The sequence below is a fragment of the Pseudovibrio sp. M1P-2-3 genome, assembly GCF_031501865.1.
GTDB classification, from domain to species: domain Bacteria; phylum Pseudomonadota; class Alphaproteobacteria; order Rhizobiales; family Stappiaceae; genus Pseudovibrio; species Pseudovibrio corallicola.
In genome coordinates this window covers 642208-657479 of the sequence record NZ_JARRCW010000001.1, presented here as the reverse complement: position 1 = coordinate 657479, position 15272 = coordinate 642208, and the positions used below count along the sequence as shown (strand labels likewise).

The window sequence follows — 15272 nt, the reverse complement described above, 5'->3', positions numbered from 1 at the left end:
CCTTGTGTTGGGCTCAATAAAAATGGCGGCACATTGGCCGCCATCATAAACTCTGTTTTGTTTAAGCCTTAAGCAAGCTTGAGCTGGGGCACGACTGTGAGGTTCTTAACCAAGGTGTTGCCTTCAACGGCTTTCAGGCCTTTCACAGCAAGGTAAGTTACAACTGGTTCCAGAACCACAATTGCCAAATATGAGGCTGCGAACTGGGCCCATGCAGTGAATGGTGTTGCAACGTCGCCGATCATCAGCCAGAAACCGACCATGCCGGTGACACCTGTGTAGTATATGGCATCCAGCTTCAGTATCTGGGTGTAGGAAACGCGTTTGGACAGTTTCTGGTCAAACAGCTTCTTACCAGAAAGGTAGTGAACGGACACCAAAGGCAGCATCAAGGAGAGGCTGTTCACACCAAGGTGGTACATGTCTTGCGGGTCAAACGCGAATGCCTGAAACAAAAGACCAATGGCAAAGCCTAGAAGAACGGGTGTGAAGCCCAGTGTGAGATACATGGCCATTGCGCCAATGAAGTGCAGCTCGGAAGCGCCTACACTTGTGTGGTAGGACTGCATGAAGAGCGAGAAAAACGCTGCCGCCAAAATCGTTTTGGCCGGAACAAGAGGGTTCTTCAAAAACTCTGAGGCTTGCTGCTTTGCGCCCCATAAAAAGACGCCAACAGCGCCAACATTGGCAGCTACAACTTTTGCAGCAGACACATAGCCCGGTTCAATATGCATAATTTCATCTCCTTATCGCACCCTCCGTGCGAGCGCTATGCAAAGCGCAGTTATCCTATGTGTGGGCAGGTCTCCTGGCTCATAGCTCCTTGTTTGCCTCGCCTTCCCGAAGCAGTGCGCTTCAGTGGCCCTTGAGACAAACCAGCTATTCACAGTTGCGGGGGCAGCTGCGGATCAGGCCCTTATTTGGTCATCCCTTCCGCATTCCCTTTTACATCCACGCCAGCTTTGCCGGGGTGGAACCCAATGGGGAGAACTATTGCCGCTTTAAAAGAACTTTGCAACTGCTAGGATAAGCAACCTTAGTCGCAGTCCCGTTAAATATTCTCATCGATTGGCAGCAAAGGCATCGCCTGCCGGAGCTGTCCAAAAATAATACTTAAGTACAGAAAGAAACGAAGCACAACATTATCATTAAGAGACAAAAAAAAGGGCGTACTCAAGAACTAAGTACGCCCAGTGGTTGATACTCCCCCATATGAGCATCAGCCGTAGCAAGAAGAACCTACAACGTAGACTTGTTCATTACTTTGATCTCAATCAAAATAATTGGACTTACCTAAATTTCCTCTAAGGATTTTTCTGCCATTGATAGAGGTGGGACCAATCTTCCTCGGGATTTATCCTATACGCGCTTGTGGAATTGGTCTGGGGGCTCCCGTTTATTTCAGAGTTTTCACCTCCCTTTGTGGAGATCTCCATCGTCACAGTGAGATATCGGCGGTCCCAGTTTTCTGATAGTTTTCGAATATCCTCCACCAGCCTTGCATCAGCAATGGTCAACAGAGGCCCGCGTCCCAATATGTGGTAAATCCGCTCGCTATCTGTGGGAATCGGCGAAACGCTTGCGGGGCCACGTCCCTGCTCCTCAAAGACCTTCACTTGAGCCACTTGTGAGCGTAAAGGCGCGCCAATAACCTGCTCCGGCGGTATTTTAAAGGTCTGGGTAAGGACACCGCGCACAACTTCCACGTTAGATTCTGAAAGCACCCAAACGCGATAATCATGATCCTGCAGGTAATCAATCAGCTCTTTCATGGGCTGATAGACAAGATCAACATACGGCTGGTTATATTCCTCTTCCCGTACCGTTTGCACCCAGGTTTCCACATACCTTCGAATTGTATAGGAATTTAGGAGGCTGGGAGGGGGCATCTCCTTGCTGCTTCGGCTTATATAGGCCTCCACAGGACTAAATGGCCCGGCGCTCCAAAGAACGCCAGCATCGCGTAAAAGGGCAATCCTCTCGGATTTTTCTACATAGTCGGGGCTGGCTTCTCGCGTGGTCCGCTCTACAAACTCCACGATTTCATGGCGGACAGGAGTATGATTCCATGCGGGAAGAATTTCAACACTTTGGTAGCCTGTTGGCCGCAGCACAGACATAGCCCCCGCCGCAAATAATGCAGTCCATTTCATTGGTCTTCAGCCGATGTTTATGGTCACCCGGAAGTGGCTTCCCCACTCTTCTTCCCCACCATGAAACACGAGAAGCATTGCATTAGATTTAAAATTCCCCTTTTTGAAGCAAGCGCCTTACCTAGGGAAAACAGAGTTGTAGAAATTCATTTAAAGTTGAAGGGAAGCCGGTGATGTCATCGCAAATTCTTCCCCTTGTTACCAGCTGGCTGGAGACGTCAACTCGATGCGGCTCCGCCCTGCGCCTTGCCGCACGACCCGAACCTGCACCGGTATACGGTCTTTCATTGCTTCCACATGACTGATAACGCCAACTTTGCGCCCCTGCCCCTGCAGCATTTCCAGCGCATCGATGGCCACATCCAGTGTATCCCCATCCAGTGAGCCAAACCCCTCGTCAATAAACAAGGTATCAACAAAGGACTGTCGCCCTTCCAGACCCGAAAGCGCCAGGGCGAGGGAAAGAGAAATAAGAAACCGTTCGCCGCCGCTGAGTGAGCGGGCAGAGCGGGGAGAACTTCCCATATCAAGATCTTCCACTAAAAGCCCAAGGCCACCTGTTGCGCGAAGCAGTCGATAGCGGGGTTTAAGGGCTTTAAGCTGTTTGTTCGCCAGCTCCACCAAAAGATCCAGTGTCACAGCCTGTGCCAGTTTCTGGAACTTATCGCCCTCGGCTGAGCCGATAACCCTGTTCACAGCCCCCCACGCATTAAAGTGTTCTTGCGCCTGCTCAATATCTGCCATTATTGCGGCAGCCCGCTCCCTTGCCTGTTCGTCAGCCCGCTGCTGCTCACGCAGCGAACCCAGAGTTACGAGAAGAGCATCTTGCTCACTTTGTTTTGTGGCGATGATTTCCTGCAGGTCTTTAAGGGACTGCTGGGGAAGGTCTTTGCGGTTCAACTCTTCAAGGTCTTCGGAACGAAGGCGAACCTGCTCCTTTGCACTCTCAAGCTCCTGATCAACCGCTTTTAGACCGTGCTCCAGCTGCTCCAGCTCTTGATCAGCTTTTGCTCTGAGCTGGGAGAACTCTTCTCTCGAGAGGGACAGTGGCTCAATGGCATTCGCAAGTTCTGTTGTCACAACCGACAGTTCTTTTTCTTCTGCTGCCAAAGCGTTTTGGCAGTTGTCCAGATTGATTCGCGCGATAGCCTGTTTCTGCGTTGCCTCATTGAAGGCGTCCTTCGCGTTTTGATAGGCAGTTTGCAGTTGTTCAAACTTCTCCTTCCACGTCCTCTTATGATCCAAGGTTTTTGCACCATCCAAAAGAGTTGACCGTTTTTGAAAGGTATCCTTGAGCTTTTCCGAAAGCTCTCCGAGAAGCTGCTGTTTTTGCTTCACCTGTGTTTCAAGGCCCAGCACTCTTTCCCTCAACCCAGCGGTTTCCGGCTCCAGTTGTTGAACTTGTGCCTTAGCAAGGTCATAGTGTTTTAGGCAGGTCTCCCATTCAAGCGCTTTGTCCCGAACGTGTTTTTTAAGCTCTTCAAAATCTGTGTTCGGGTCAGCAAAATCAATTTCGGCTTTTTCCAAAAGACTGGACAGGCGACTGCGAATATCAGCGGTACCCGACAGGAGTACAGAGTTTTTTCCGTCCAGTTCAGTCCTCGTGCGAATTACTGACTGCAGGCTCGCATCTTTCTGTTTAACCTTTTTGTCGCCTTCACTCAGCTTGCCTTGCAGCTCGTTCAAAGAGCCGGAAAGCGTGTTTACTGTTTTTTGCTGCTCTCTGACGCTTGCAAGCTGCGTATTCACCCGCTCACATGCTTGCTCAACGACGGAAACGAATTCTGCCCAGCGAGAGGTTTTCGCAAGCACGTCATCAGCCGACAGAGAGCCCTCCAGTTTAGCCCTACCGGAAAATTTACAGATATCTGAGAGCTGCTCAGCCAGTTCTTCAAGCTGGCGCGCCAGATCAACCGAGCGCTGTGCCTGTTCTTTTTGCAGCTGTTCAAGTCTGGTTTTCTTCTCAAAAAGCTCCTGCCGCTGCGAAGACAGCTCCTCTTGAACCAAAACCCGCACTCGTTCGGCATCTTCGCGCTGCGCCAATAGCTTGGCAACCAGCGTAGACATTTCGGGGCTGCTGTCTTCGGTGAAGGGATGGTCCTTGGAGCCGCACACTGGACAAGGTTGCTCCTCCACAAGGGTCAGGCGCAAGCGCTCTGCCACTTCTTCTTTTGCAGCATTTGCCCAGCTTGCCCGCTCTCCAGCCTCAGCTTCCAGCTTCAGGCACTCTTCTAGTTTGCGCTCGCTTGCCCGTATCTTATCAGCAAGAGATATTTGGGAGTGATTGAGTCCCTCTATCTGTTGACCCAGCTCCTGAAGAAGCCTTTTATTTTCGACAGGAAACCGGCTGTCCCGTTCGGCAGCCGAAACGAGACCCTCCAATCTATCCAGATTTTGCTTTTCTTCCAGCAGCGCATCTTGGTCATTTTCTTCAAGACGCGTTCTTGCCGCTTCCAGCTCCTTTGAGCTTTCGCTCCTCTGCCGGACAAGGCCCTCCAGCTCTTCTTCCAGTTGGGACTTTAATTCGGCCAGCTCCGCCTGCTTTTCTTCGTAGGAACTTGTTTCAAGGCGGAGGTTTTCAAGTGTTGCCTCATTGGCCTCAAGGCGATCCAAATCCGAGAGAATGTCGCCAGCTCGGTCATGCAGAATTTGCGCGGGCTTCAGGCGTTCAAGCTGTTCTTTCAGCTTCTGCCGTTGCTCCGTTTGCTCTTTCAGTTGTACCTGCTTTGTCGAGAGCTGCCCTTGATACGTTTGATGTTGACTGGAGAGCTCCTGATGGTCACTGCGAGCTTCAGCCACGCGCTCATCACGGACACGAATTTCATCATCAAGCTGCTGAGCCGTTTCCCAAACTGGCTCAAAGCTCTTGACTTGCGCTTCCAATTCTTCAAAAGCAGTTTTTTCCTGACCATGGCGCTGTTCCGCCGCGGTTTGGCTTTCTGCCGCTAGAGACAGGTTTTGCCGCGCTTGTTCCAGAGCTTTGAGGGCGCCGTCACGGCGCGCACTGCTCACGTCTTCGCGTTTGGCCAGCGGTTCCAAGGATTGAACGGTTTTCAATTGCCCATGCAGGGCCCGTTGCGGCTCCTGTGCATCATGGGATTTTTGCGCATTTACAAACTGATCTTGCGCCTGTGAGAGGAGTTCTTTGGACTTTTGGATGCGCTCAAGCGTCTGTGCGCCTACTTTTAAAGATGCAAGAGCCGCTTCCCTTTGTTTGCGCAGGGCTTCATTTTCCAAAATATTGTTGCCAAGGGCTTCACGCTCGTCCGGCTCCATCAAGCCCACTGCATCACATTGGTTTTGCAGCTGCTTTAAAGCGGTTTCCGCTTCGTTGGTATTCAGGTGCACGCGTTTGGAAATACTACGGTAGATATCAGTGCCCGTGACTTTTTCAAGCAGACCAGCCCGTTCCTTGTCTCCTGCCTTGAGGAACGCATCAAAATCTCCCTGAGCCAGCAGAACCGTGCGGCGAAACTGTTCATAGGTGAGCCCCAGTTTCTCCTCAACCATGGCATCGACTTTCTTGATACCACTTTCAATCACCTGTTCATCACGCTGACGGGTAAGCGTGCGCTCCACGTTTTGCAGGCGGCCGGACGCCTTGCCCCGCGCCCGGCGCACAGTCCAGCGGCTGACATAATTCTCCCCATCAGCGCCCACGAACTCAACTTCAGCATATCCATTTGCAGCCCCGCGGGTCAGGACTGATTTCGGATCTTTTTCCCGATGAACACTGCCAGACACATCTGGAACAGATTCATCGCCCCCTTCCGCTGTTAAGCGTGGGCACTTCCCAAAAAGTGCAAGACACATGGCATCCAAAAGGGTGGACTTACCAGAGCCTGTTTCACCTGTGATGGCGAACAGCCCCGCCCCCTTTAAAGGCTCTTGTTCCAGATTGACTTCAAAAGGAGCCGCAAGGCTTGCGAGATTCTCGCCCCGAACGGATAGAATACGCATTACTCAACCTCTACTAGGGCTTTGTGAAACAAATCTAAATGAACAGACTGAGGCTTTTCGCCATGCTCGTCTTCAAAGGCAGATAGAAACAGGTCCTCAGGTTTCAAATCCTCCAACCGGCGCAAACTTTCCACCTCTTGATTCAAGGCTTTGCTTTTTCGCTCCTGCGCCACAATGGAAACACCCGTTCCACGCACTGGATAAGTGGAGAGAATTTGATCCACCTCTGCCCGCAGCCCTTGCGCACTGGTTTGCTGCTTCAAGTCCACATGAACAAAGGGGCGCTGGCGCACTGGCAAGGCTTCATCCAGTTGCAAGCCATCCAAAGCGGGCACTACCTCTTCCAGCAAAAGGCCATTTTTGCCGGACAGCCTGTGAAACAGAACGGGCCGGTCCAGCGGAAGGCGGTGCAGTTCCAGTTGTCCCCCCTCAAACTCCAGCAGGTTCACCCCGTGCTGATACCCCGCCTCACTCACAGATAACGGGAAGGGAGAGCCTGAGTAGCGTATGGTTTCGCGCCCAATTTTTTGCGGTTTGTGCAAATGGCCCAGAGCCACATAGGCAAGGCTCTCCTCAAAGACGTGAAAAGGGACGGCGTGCTCGCCGCCAATCAAAATCCGCCGTTCGGCCCCTTCAGATTCATCGGCTCCCGATACATGCAGATGCCCCGTTACGATCAGCGGTAGATCTCCAACAGCACCTTTCGCTTGGCAAACTGCCTCCTCATAGAGACTTGCAACGGCTTTCACGACCGGCGAGCCCTCACCGTCCGTGACACTGGCCAGACCCGGCAGATCACTGGCTCGTGGAAAGGGAATGGCAAGGCAATAGGCAAGCGCGTTACCTTGGCGATCTTTCAGGGGGAGCAAATGGTGGGACAGGTCAATTCCGCCCTCCCCGCGCCACATCATCCCCACCGCATGAACGCCGACTTCCTTAAAAAGAACCTTTGGAGCCTCCAACCGACCAGCAGGGTCATGGTTGCCAGCGGTTAAAATGGTGGTCAAATGGGGCTGGCGCCGTTTGAAGCCTGCCAATACCTCATAAAGCAAACGAGTGCTTTCCGCCGAGGGGTTCTGGTTGTCGTAGACATCACCAGCCATAACCAGCGCATCCACGTCATGCTCTTCAATCAGGTCTCCAAGCTGGGCAAAAAACGCTTCATGCTCGAAGCTGCGCTCCCATCCATTGATGGTTTGCCCAATGTGCCAATCCGCACTGTGAAGAACACGAAATACCATGTGACGTTTACCCGAACCCCTAAAAGCCAGTGTACCTAAAACACCATAGTCCCGCTTTAGCAGATCATGCGCCTTGAGCTTGAACTATCCAGAACTTTCAGGAGTTTTCCCAAGGGAACTGCACAGATAAATATTACTGGTTAGTACCCAAGGTATTTTACTTGATTACATGCCGTATACCAGTTTTACCGGAACTCGCATGAGAGGGTACATCATGGCTCCAGCAAGCCATCAGATGTACGGCTTTAAAGATGGAGCGCGATCGGAAGCACCGGAGTTTGGCTCTCCTTTAGGTTCGATCAACAGAACTTTGACTTCCTTCTCAGCTCGCGGGCGGTGCGTAACTCCTTTAGGCACGATAAACAATTCACCAGCTTTAACAGTACGCGGCGGTTCCCCTTCTATGTCCATCGTCATTTCCCCTTCTAAAACGTAGAAAAAATCATCCGTATTCTCATGTTTGTGGAACGGATACTCCCCGACAAACTTGACGACCATCACTTCATTTTCATTGTACTTTGCAATCACATGGGGATCCCAGTGGCTGGAAAATTGACTCAGTTTATCAGTGATATTGACTGCTTTCATCTGTATATTCCTGTTCGATTTTGTTTTCGCTTGGAAGGCTACGAAGGAGATACCTGATTTTCACTGATCCAAGACTTGAAAATGGTAAAACACAAAATCCGACACCGGGTCTTGAACGTTCGTGCGCGCACGACTGGGTGCGAACGGCTCCTTGGCAGTCCGGCTTTCAGCGTATTGAAGCTTTTTTCTCTGGCGCAGCCTACGCGCCTCACCGCCACGACACCTATTCTATCGGTTACACAATCAAGGGAGTACAGAGCTTTGATTACCGCGGAGGGCGCTCTGATAGCACCGCCGGAAAAATAATTGTTCTGCATCCCGATGAAGTTCACGACGGAGAAGCTGGTGCGGAAGAAGGCTTTCACTACCGGATGCTCTATATCGAGCCGTCCATGGTAAGAGAGGCTTTGGGCCACTTCGCAAGCGCTCTTCCTTTTTCAAAAGAGGCTGTTTTTAGCGATCCAAAACTGCTTGGGGTCATACACGCGGCTTTTGCCCATATGGATAGACTGCTGGAACCTGTTGCTCTGGACGAATTAATCACATTATTGGCAGAAGGGTTACTAACAAAAGATCCTTCTGCAAACACTCAAAAACGACTACTGATCGACCTGAAGGCAACTCGCCTTGCTCGCGAATACCTTGACGCTAACCTTGATCGTACAGTTGCCTCAGATGAGCTGGAGGCAATAACAGGGCAAAGCCGCTACACGCTTGCCCGCCAATTCCGCAAAGCCTATGGCACAAGCCCCTACCGCTACCTGATCATGCGCCGCCTTGACCAAGCCCGTGCAGAAATAGCTGTTGGAGTTGGCCTAGCCGGTGCAGCCGCTAACGCAGGTTTTAGCGATCAACCCCATATGACGCGCCAGTTTAAAACCAGCTACGGCATTTCACCGGGTCACTGGCAACGCCTTAATAGCGGGCGGTAAGCACAAGAGGAGCCTATAGGGTAACTTCCGGGTCCAGTTCCATCTGAATTAGAAACTGGGGCTAAGCGGTGACGTAAGAACTATCATGCGCAGCGCATAAAGCCCCAAAAAAACTGTTCAAGGGCTTTACCATCAACTGCGCGTTACTTTTGCCTGATAGCAGTTGTTGGTAGCGGAGCGCATGTGAACGGATGTCACCTTTGGGTTTTTAAAAATCTTTGCCAACCCTTGTTCCAACTCCACCATTGGCACAACGGCACCTGTACCATAAACAATGCGCTCTTCCTCGCAGTAACCGCGAATGAGAATACGCTCGACCCCTTGGAATATTTCGGGCAGGTCCGTTGTTTCCTCGGAACGCTCACAGGCGTCTTCACACAGGAAAATAGGACCGGTTTCGGCGAAAGCCTGAATGTTCTTGAAGGGGCGATAAGCGGCAATCAAGATGCCCTGCCCTTCAGGAATATTCTTGAGGCAATGGCGGCAGGGGTTCCCCTCTCCATCAGAGATAATTTTTTCCGGCAACTGCCCGTTTGCATCATATCCGCCCGATTGCAGTTCGCGAACATTCTTTGTTGGCAGAGCATTGAAAATAAATGGCATAAAAACCTCCTCGAATAAAATGTCGTGGAGGTGTTTCTAGGGGAGCACAGAACTGCTAACCACCCGAAAAGCGAGCGATCCCAAAACCCGCTCGCTTTTTTATGAGTTATTCCGCTGGTTTAGCACTCGGATTGTTGGGGTGTGTTGTCCAATTGGCATAATTTGCAGAGACAGTTTCGCCCGTGCGCTTATCCAGCATTCCTGCAGGCACTTCTTCCATGGTGATACAATCTTCCACGGGACAAACACTCACACACAAATTGCAGCCCACACACTCTTCCTCGATCACCTCGAACTTACGTGCACCATCCACCAAATGAGTGATGGCCTGATGGGAGGTATCCTCACAAGCGATATGACAACGGCCACATTTGATGCAGGTATCCTGATCAATCTTGGCTTTTGCAATATAGTTGAGATCCAGATACTGCCAGTCGGTCACATTGGGAACGGCCCTGCCGATGATCTGCTCAATGCTGGTGTAACCAGTCTCGATCATCCAGTTTTGCAGGCCAGAAATCATTTCCTGAACCACCTTGAAACCATAGGTCATGGCAGCCGTACACACCTGCACATTTCCGGCGCCCAGCGCCATAAACTCCGCCGCATCGCGCCATGTGGTCACGCCGCCAATACCGGAAATCGGCAGGGCTTGAGTAACGGGGTCCCGCGCAATTTCAGAGACCATATTGAGCGCTATTGGCTTAACCGCTGGACCACAATACCCACCGTGAGTTCCTTTTCCGCCAACAGTCGGGTTTGGTGCCATAGCATCCAGATCAACACTCACAATGGAATTGATTGTGTTGATGAGAGAGACGGCATCCGCTCCGCCGCGATGAGCCGCTTGAGCGGGTTGACGTACATCCGTGATATTGGGCGTCAACTTCACAATCACCGGCATGCGGGTGTGCTTCTTTACCCAGCGGGTGACCATTTCAATATATTCAGGAACCTGCCCGACAGCTGAGCCCATTCCCCTCTCGGACATGCCATGGGGACAGCCGAAGTTCAGCTCCACGCCATCGGCTTCGGTCTCTTCGACCCGCTTCAAAATGTGCGCCCAGCTTTCCTCTTCGCACGGAACCATCAAGGACACCACAAGTGCTCTGTCCTTCCAGTCCCGCTTGACCTGTTTAATCTCGCGAAGATTGGTTTCCAAAGGACGGTCTGTGATTAACTCGATATTGTTTAGTCCAAGCAACTGCCGGTCTTTACCGTGAACGGCACCATAACGAGGCCCATTCACATTCACCACATGAGGATCTTCCCCCAGCGTCTTCCATACAACACCGCCCCAGCCTGCCTCGAAGGCGCGAACAACATTGTAAGCTTTGTCGGTTGGGGGAGCGGATGCCAGCCAAAAAGGATTAGGGGACTTGATGCCAACAAAATCGGCGCGTAGATCTACCATTGTTATCTCCAATACCTTTAAGTTCAAGCGCTTATGGTTGTGTGAATAGCTTCTGCAGCCTGCTTACCATCTTCAACAGCGCTTACTGTCAGGTCGTCACTTACCCCAACACAGTCTCCACCGGCCCAGACTTTGTTTATGGAGGTCGCATAGGTTTCATCCACTTTTATGCGTCCAGCTTCAAGCTCGATAGCCCCTTCAAGCTCACCGGGTACAAAGTGCTGACCGACTGCCCGAAACAAGACATCTGCTGCAATAGCTTCAACTTCGCCTGTTCCCTCCAGTTCACCATTCTCATTCAACCGGGTTGTTTCCAGATCGACCGATTTCAGATGCTCTCCATGTCCTTGAAAGGCGATAGGTTTGGACCAGAAGCGAATGGCAACTCCATTGAGCAGCGCAAGGTCCTGTTCGTATTTGCTGGCTCCAATATGCTCCGGCCCCCGCCTGTAAACCATGGTCACATTTTGAGCGCCTAAAAGCTTGGACTGAACGGCAATATCAACGGCTGTCATCCCCCCGCCAATCACAACAACATTTCCACCAACCGGCAACTTGGAAAGGTCTTCGCTCTGCCGCAGATCATGAATATAACTCACAGCATTATGGAGATTTTTCAATTCTTCCCCAGCAGCCTTAACTGCATTTACACCGCTATGGCCAACGGCCAGAAATACGGCATCATAATCCTCAACCAGTGTCTCCAGAGAAAAGTCTGTCCCTAACCTGCAACCATTTTCAAAGGTGATACCACCAATACTCAAGAGCCATTCCACCTCTTTTTGAGCAAAGTTATTGGTCGCCTTGTAGGCCGCGATGCCATATTCATTCAGTCCCCCCGCCTTGGACTTGGCATCATACAAAGTGATATCATGGCCATAGGTGGCCAGGCGATGGGCGCAAGAAAGGCCTGCAGGCCCCGCCCCCACTATTGCCACTCTCTTTCCCGTCTCAGGTGCGCGCGTGAAAGAAGTTCCTTCCCGGGTTTCCATAAAGTGATCTGTGGCACTGCGTTGCAGCAAACCAATTTTAACCGGTTTTCCTTCGGATTCTTCCCTCACACATGCCTGCTCACACAAGGTTTCCGTTGGGCATACACGGGCGCACATACCACCCAAAATATTTTGAGAATAGATGGTGGCGGCGGCTCCATTTGGATTACCGGTTGAGATTTCTCGTATAAACTGCGGAATATCAATGGATGTAGGGCATGCCGTTACGCACGGTGCGTCATAGCAAAAATAACAACGCTCGGCTTCGATTATCGCTTCTCGATCCCCGAGAGGTGGGTGTATATCCCTAAAATTTTCCAGATACTGTTCTCCGGTCAATCGACCGACTTTGACATCTGGCGCTTTGCCATACTCACTCATTTGTCCCTATCCCCTAGAAAATTCAGAGGTTCAGGCAAAGTTTCTAAAACTCACCTAATACACTCCAGTAGTTATATTTTTTGACTAAATATTCAGAAATTTCAAGAAATATAAAACCTGACAAACATAATCATATTTCATAGGCACAAATATAAATAATACCTATTCAAGATTTACCATAGGTAATTGAAATATAAATACGTAGGTATCGTTTATTTTAGAACTTTTTAAGCTCAAAGCTCCATATGGAAGTCGTTATTTCCACACTCATATCTTAGCATTATTTTTAAAGGTTAAATCTATAAATGGCGGAACAGCCGTATACTACAATCTGCGCCTGATAACCAATGAACGATAAGATAACCTAACCATGAAGACGCTGGTGTTTACCATTGATGCTGGAAGTGGTCATAAAGCAACTGCTGAAGGGATCATACAGTGCGCCCCAAAGGAAATGAAAGAGGGCATTGTGCTGGTAAACCCCTACAGGCAGGTAGTTAGCCCTTTTTCAAAGTATGCTAAGAAAAAACAATTCGTACTCTCTGGGTTATTTTCTTTTATCACGGTACGCTTTGGTGAGAACTTCTATAACTTCACCCTCTCGCGCATGCGCTTCAATGGTCTAATACAGAGGATTCTCGATTTTTCTGCGAAAACACTGCAGACTACACAGTCTAACTATATGGATAAGGTTTTTCGCGAATACCTTTCCTTTGAAAGACCGGATCTGGTGATTTGCGTGACGCCGGCCATCAGCGTGAACCTGAGTAAACAGGCAACGCTCTTGGGAATCCCGATCCTTGTTGTGATGACTGATCTTGATGAAATTTACCCTGATTTCTGGATTCCCCGAACTGCAGACTACTTTTGTACATTTGGCCAGAACGCCTACAAGACTTCGTTGGGACGAGACATAAAACAGTCATTTTTGCTCAGTGGACCAGTCCTCAGACCTATGTTTTTTCAAAGAGATGAACCCTACTCTGAAAGGCTCGCCAAAAAACTAAAACTAAGCCCTGACAAAACCACAATTATCGTCTTTTTCGGAGGCTTTGGATCTCCGAAAATGCTTGATATCGCTCAACTTCTCAATGCTGTACAAAGACCCGTTCAGGCTATCTTTCTATGCGGGCATACAAGTCATGTGCAAGATAAAATTAACAAAATTAATACGTCCTACCCCAAGCTGGTTTTCGGGTTCATCAAACACGTTGACCGGCTTATGGAGCTTGGAGCAATTATGATTGGAAAGCCCGGCCCGGGGGCAGTCCTTGAGGCCATAGCAAAGGGAAATGATGTACTGCTGGAATTAAACCGCTCAACAATGTCCCAAGAAGTTCCAATTGTTGAATACGCAACTGCTCTTGGAAGGGGGGAAAGTTATGCCAATAATAGCGAGCTTTTGACCCTATTGAACAGAAAACTCGAAACTTTGCCATCGACCAGACATAGACGGCAATCCCCTTTCAGAAGTGATCTGGAAATCACGGCAATACTGAAGAAGATTGAGAAAGAGATTAAACCTAGACAGCGGAACTAGCCCACCTTCCACCGTAGAATGAGGCACTCGATACCTCCAGACTTGAACAAGTGAGTAAAATGTACACATTGTTCAACAATTAGGTTGCACTTCTTTCCATGGCAATGCACCTAGATTGCAAAGGATCGGCTGGAGAGCGTTTGAAAATGAGTATAACCATCTATCACAATCCCAAATGCGGCACCTCCCGCAACACCTTGCGTATGATCCGCGAAAGCGGCAGCGAACCGCAGGTAATCGAATACTTGAAAACTCCTCCAACTCGCGAAACACTGGTAAAGCTCATCGCTGACATGGGTGTTGGCGTCCGTCCAATTTTGCGCAAGCGTGGCACGCCCTATGACGAGTTTGAACTGGACAGTGACCGGTTCAGTGATGATGAACTGATAGATTTCATCATTGAGCATCCAATTTTGATGAACCGCCCCATCGTGGTGTCTCCTAAAGGCACCAAGTTGTGCCGTCCCTGTGAGGAAGCATTTCCGTTATTGGAAAATGAAGAATTCGTTACATTTACAAAAGAAGATGGAACGATTGTTCACCGCTAGGACTTGAGGCTGGCTATGGAATTTCTGCTCGGTATTGATGGCGGCGGCACTTCTTGCCGGGCTCTTCTATCCTCTCTTGGTGGGCAGGAGATTGCACGGGGGCAAGCTGGCAGCGCCAACGTTAATACGGACCAGACAGGGACATGCCACTCCATACAGCAGGCCATAAAAAACGCCTTTGACACGTCAGGGTGGCCCTACGATTTGTCCTGCATAAAAAGCGCATGTATCGGACTTGCCGGTGTGAATGTACTGGGGGAACAGGAAAAGGCTGGATTTCTGGACAGGCTTGGAATTGATGCTGTACGGCTGACCACAGACACACATATTGCATTAGAAGGTGCGCATGAAGGGCGAGACGGTATTATTGCCATTCTTGGAACGGGGTCGGCCCTCCTAAAACGGGAGGGCGATGTGTTTACCTCCCTTGGTGGCTGGGGCTTCCAACTGGGAGATCAGGCTGGTGGCGCCTTTATGGGACGCGAAGCACTCCGGCGCACGCTTCTTGCCCATGACGGCATACTTGAGGAGAGCAGCTTTACCCGAAGTCTGCTTGCACATTTTTCATTCAAACCCGAGAATATTGTCGAGTTTTCAGGAGCAGCCAAGCCTCAGGACTATGCGGCCTTCATGCCGCTTCTTCTGGAGCACTGGACGCAGAATGATCCGGTGGCAACACTCATTTTGGAAGAAAGTGCCGCTTATATCAAAGACGCGTTCAAGCGACTGAATGAAAATCGAAGCCTGCCTATTGCCCTTCTGGGCGGCATCTCCAGCCCGTTCTATGGCATTTTAGAAAAAGCCCTTTCTCCTTGCCTGCAAAGGCCCAAGGGCGATGCCTTGCAGGGCGCGGTTTTATTGGCTAGGCAGCGGGAGCACTCGTAGGATTTTCAACATCAGTTTGAACCCCTATAGGAAAC

The 15272-nt window shown here is 50.3% G+C and carries 12 protein-coding genes and 1 riboswitch; of the genes, 4 read left to right on the top strand and 8 right to left on the bottom strand.

Going from position 1 to position 15272, the window contains the following annotated elements; genetic code table 11:
* Positions 1-68 precede the first annotated feature (68 nt).
* From P6574_RS03090 to P6574_RS03070, 5 genes are all read right to left on the bottom strand, one after another.
* On the bottom strand, positions 69-734 hold the full coding sequence (locus P6574_RS03090; protein ID WP_310618927.1) for an energy-coupling factor ABC transporter permease: 666 nt from the start codon (positions 732-734) through the stop codon (positions 69-71).
* A gap of 47 nt (positions 735-781) precedes the next feature.
* A riboswitch (cobalamin riboswitch) is annotated at positions 782-993 on the bottom strand.
* Between the two features lie 311 nt (positions 994-1304).
* Positions 1305-2153, bottom strand: a complete 849-nt coding sequence (locus P6574_RS03085) for an HAD family hydrolase (protein WP_310618926.1) — start codon at positions 2151-2153, stop codon at positions 1305-1307.
* Between the two features lie 198 nt (positions 2154-2351).
* Positions 2352-6113 (bottom strand): SbcC/MukB-like Walker B domain-containing protein, encoded by a 3762-nt coding sequence (locus P6574_RS03080; protein ID WP_310618925.1) that lies wholly within the window; start codon positions 6111-6113, stop codon positions 2352-2354.
* Positions 6113-7354, bottom strand: coding sequence for an exonuclease SbcCD subunit D (locus tag P6574_RS03075; protein WP_310618924.1), 1242 nt, complete (start codon positions 7352-7354; stop codon positions 6113-6115). Before P6574_RS03075 ends, P6574_RS03080 begins: the two co-directional genes overlap by 1 nt.
* Before the next feature lie 231 nt (positions 7355-7585).
* A complete protein-coding gene (locus tag P6574_RS03070) occupies positions 7586-7942 on the bottom strand; it encodes a cupin domain-containing protein (protein ID WP_310618923.1) in 357 nt (118 codons plus the stop codon).
* Positions 7943-7962: 20 nt separating this feature from the next.
* On the opposite strand from P6574_RS03070, the gene P6574_RS03065 reads away from it, so the two are divergent.
* On the top strand, positions 7963-8874 hold the full coding sequence (locus tag P6574_RS03065) for an AraC family transcriptional regulator (RefSeq protein WP_310618922.1): 912 nt from the start codon (positions 7963-7965) through the stop codon (positions 8872-8874).
* A 132-nt stretch (positions 8875-9006) separates the two neighbouring features.
* On the opposite strand, the gene P6574_RS03060 is transcribed toward P6574_RS03065, so the two are convergent.
* The 3 genes from P6574_RS03060 to P6574_RS03050 all read right to left on the bottom strand — a co-directional run bounded on the left by P6574_RS03060 (position 9007) and on the right by P6574_RS03050 (position 12264).
* Positions 9007-9477, bottom strand: coding sequence for a DUF1203 domain-containing protein (locus tag P6574_RS03060; protein ID WP_310618921.1), 471 nt, complete (start codon positions 9475-9477; stop codon positions 9007-9009).
* A 106-nt stretch (positions 9478-9583) separates the two neighbouring features.
* Positions 9584-10891, bottom strand: coding sequence for an NAD-dependent dihydropyrimidine dehydrogenase subunit PreA (preA, locus tag P6574_RS03055; RefSeq protein ID WP_310618920.1), 1308 nt, complete (start codon positions 10889-10891; stop codon positions 9584-9586).
* Between the two features lie 23 nt (positions 10892-10914).
* On the bottom strand, positions 10915-12264 hold the full coding sequence (locus P6574_RS03050) for an NAD(P)-dependent oxidoreductase (protein WP_310618919.1): 1350 nt from the start codon (positions 12262-12264) through the stop codon (positions 10915-10917).
* Between the two features lie 370 nt (positions 12265-12634).
* Between P6574_RS03050 and P6574_RS03045 the strand changes: the two genes are divergently transcribed.
* The 3 genes from P6574_RS03045 to P6574_RS03035 all read left to right on the top strand — a co-directional run bounded on the left by P6574_RS03045 (position 12635) and on the right by P6574_RS03035 (position 15237).
* Positions 12635-13804: an MGDG synthase family glycosyltransferase gene (locus P6574_RS03045; RefSeq protein ID WP_310618918.1), complete on the top strand. Its 1170-nt coding sequence runs from the start codon at positions 12635-12637 to the stop codon at positions 13802-13804.
* Between the two features lie 146 nt (positions 13805-13950).
* Positions 13951-14352, top strand: a complete 402-nt coding sequence (arsC, locus tag P6574_RS03040; protein WP_310618917.1) for an arsenate reductase (glutaredoxin) — start codon at positions 13951-13953, stop codon at positions 14350-14352.
* A gap of 15 nt (positions 14353-14367) precedes the next feature.
* Positions 14368-15237, top strand: coding sequence for a BadF/BadG/BcrA/BcrD ATPase family protein (locus tag P6574_RS03035; protein ID WP_310618916.1), 870 nt, complete (start codon positions 14368-14370; stop codon positions 15235-15237).
* Positions 15238-15272 lie beyond the last annotated feature (35 nt).

Excerpts from the sequence above, each read along its gene's own strand:
- P6574_RS03090 (WP_310618927.1), bottom strand. The coding sequence starts at position 734 with ATGCATATTGAACCGGGCTATGTGTCTGCTGCAAAAGTTGTAGCTGCC.
- P6574_RS03085 (WP_310618926.1), bottom strand. The coding sequence starts at position 2,153 with ATGAAATGGACTGCATTATTTGCGGCGGGGGCTATGTCTGTGCTGCGG.
- P6574_RS03080 (WP_310618925.1), bottom strand. The coding sequence starts at position 6,113 with ATGCGTATTCTATCCGTTCGGGGCGAGAATCTCGCAAGCCTTGCGGCT.
- P6574_RS03075 (WP_310618924.1), bottom strand. The coding sequence starts at position 7,354 with ATGGTATTTCGTGTTCTTCACAGTGCGGATTGGCACATTGGGCAAACC.
- P6574_RS03070 (WP_310618923.1), bottom strand. The coding sequence starts at position 7,942 with ATGAAAGCAGTCAATATCACTGATAAACTGAGTCAATTTTCCAGCCAC.
- P6574_RS03060 (WP_310618921.1), bottom strand. The coding sequence starts at position 9,477 with ATGCCATTTATTTTCAATGCTCTGCCAACAAAGAATGTTCGCGAACTG.
- preA (WP_310618920.1), bottom strand. The coding sequence starts at position 10,891 with ATGGTAGATCTACGCGCCGATTTTGTTGGCATCAAGTCCCCTAATCCT.
- P6574_RS03050 (WP_310618919.1), bottom strand. The coding sequence starts at position 12,264 with ATGAGTGAGTATGGCAAAGCGCCAGATGTCAAAGTCGGTCGATTGACC.
- P6574_RS03045 (WP_310618918.1), top strand. The coding sequence starts at position 12,635 with ATGAAGACGCTGGTGTTTACCATTGATGCTGGAAGTGGTCATAAAGCA.
- arsC (WP_310618917.1), top strand. The coding sequence starts at position 13,951 with ATGAGTATAACCATCTATCACAATCCCAAATGCGGCACCTCCCGCAAC.
- P6574_RS03035 (WP_310618916.1), top strand. The coding sequence starts at position 14,368 with ATGGAATTTCTGCTCGGTATTGATGGCGGCGGCACTTCTTGCCGGGCT.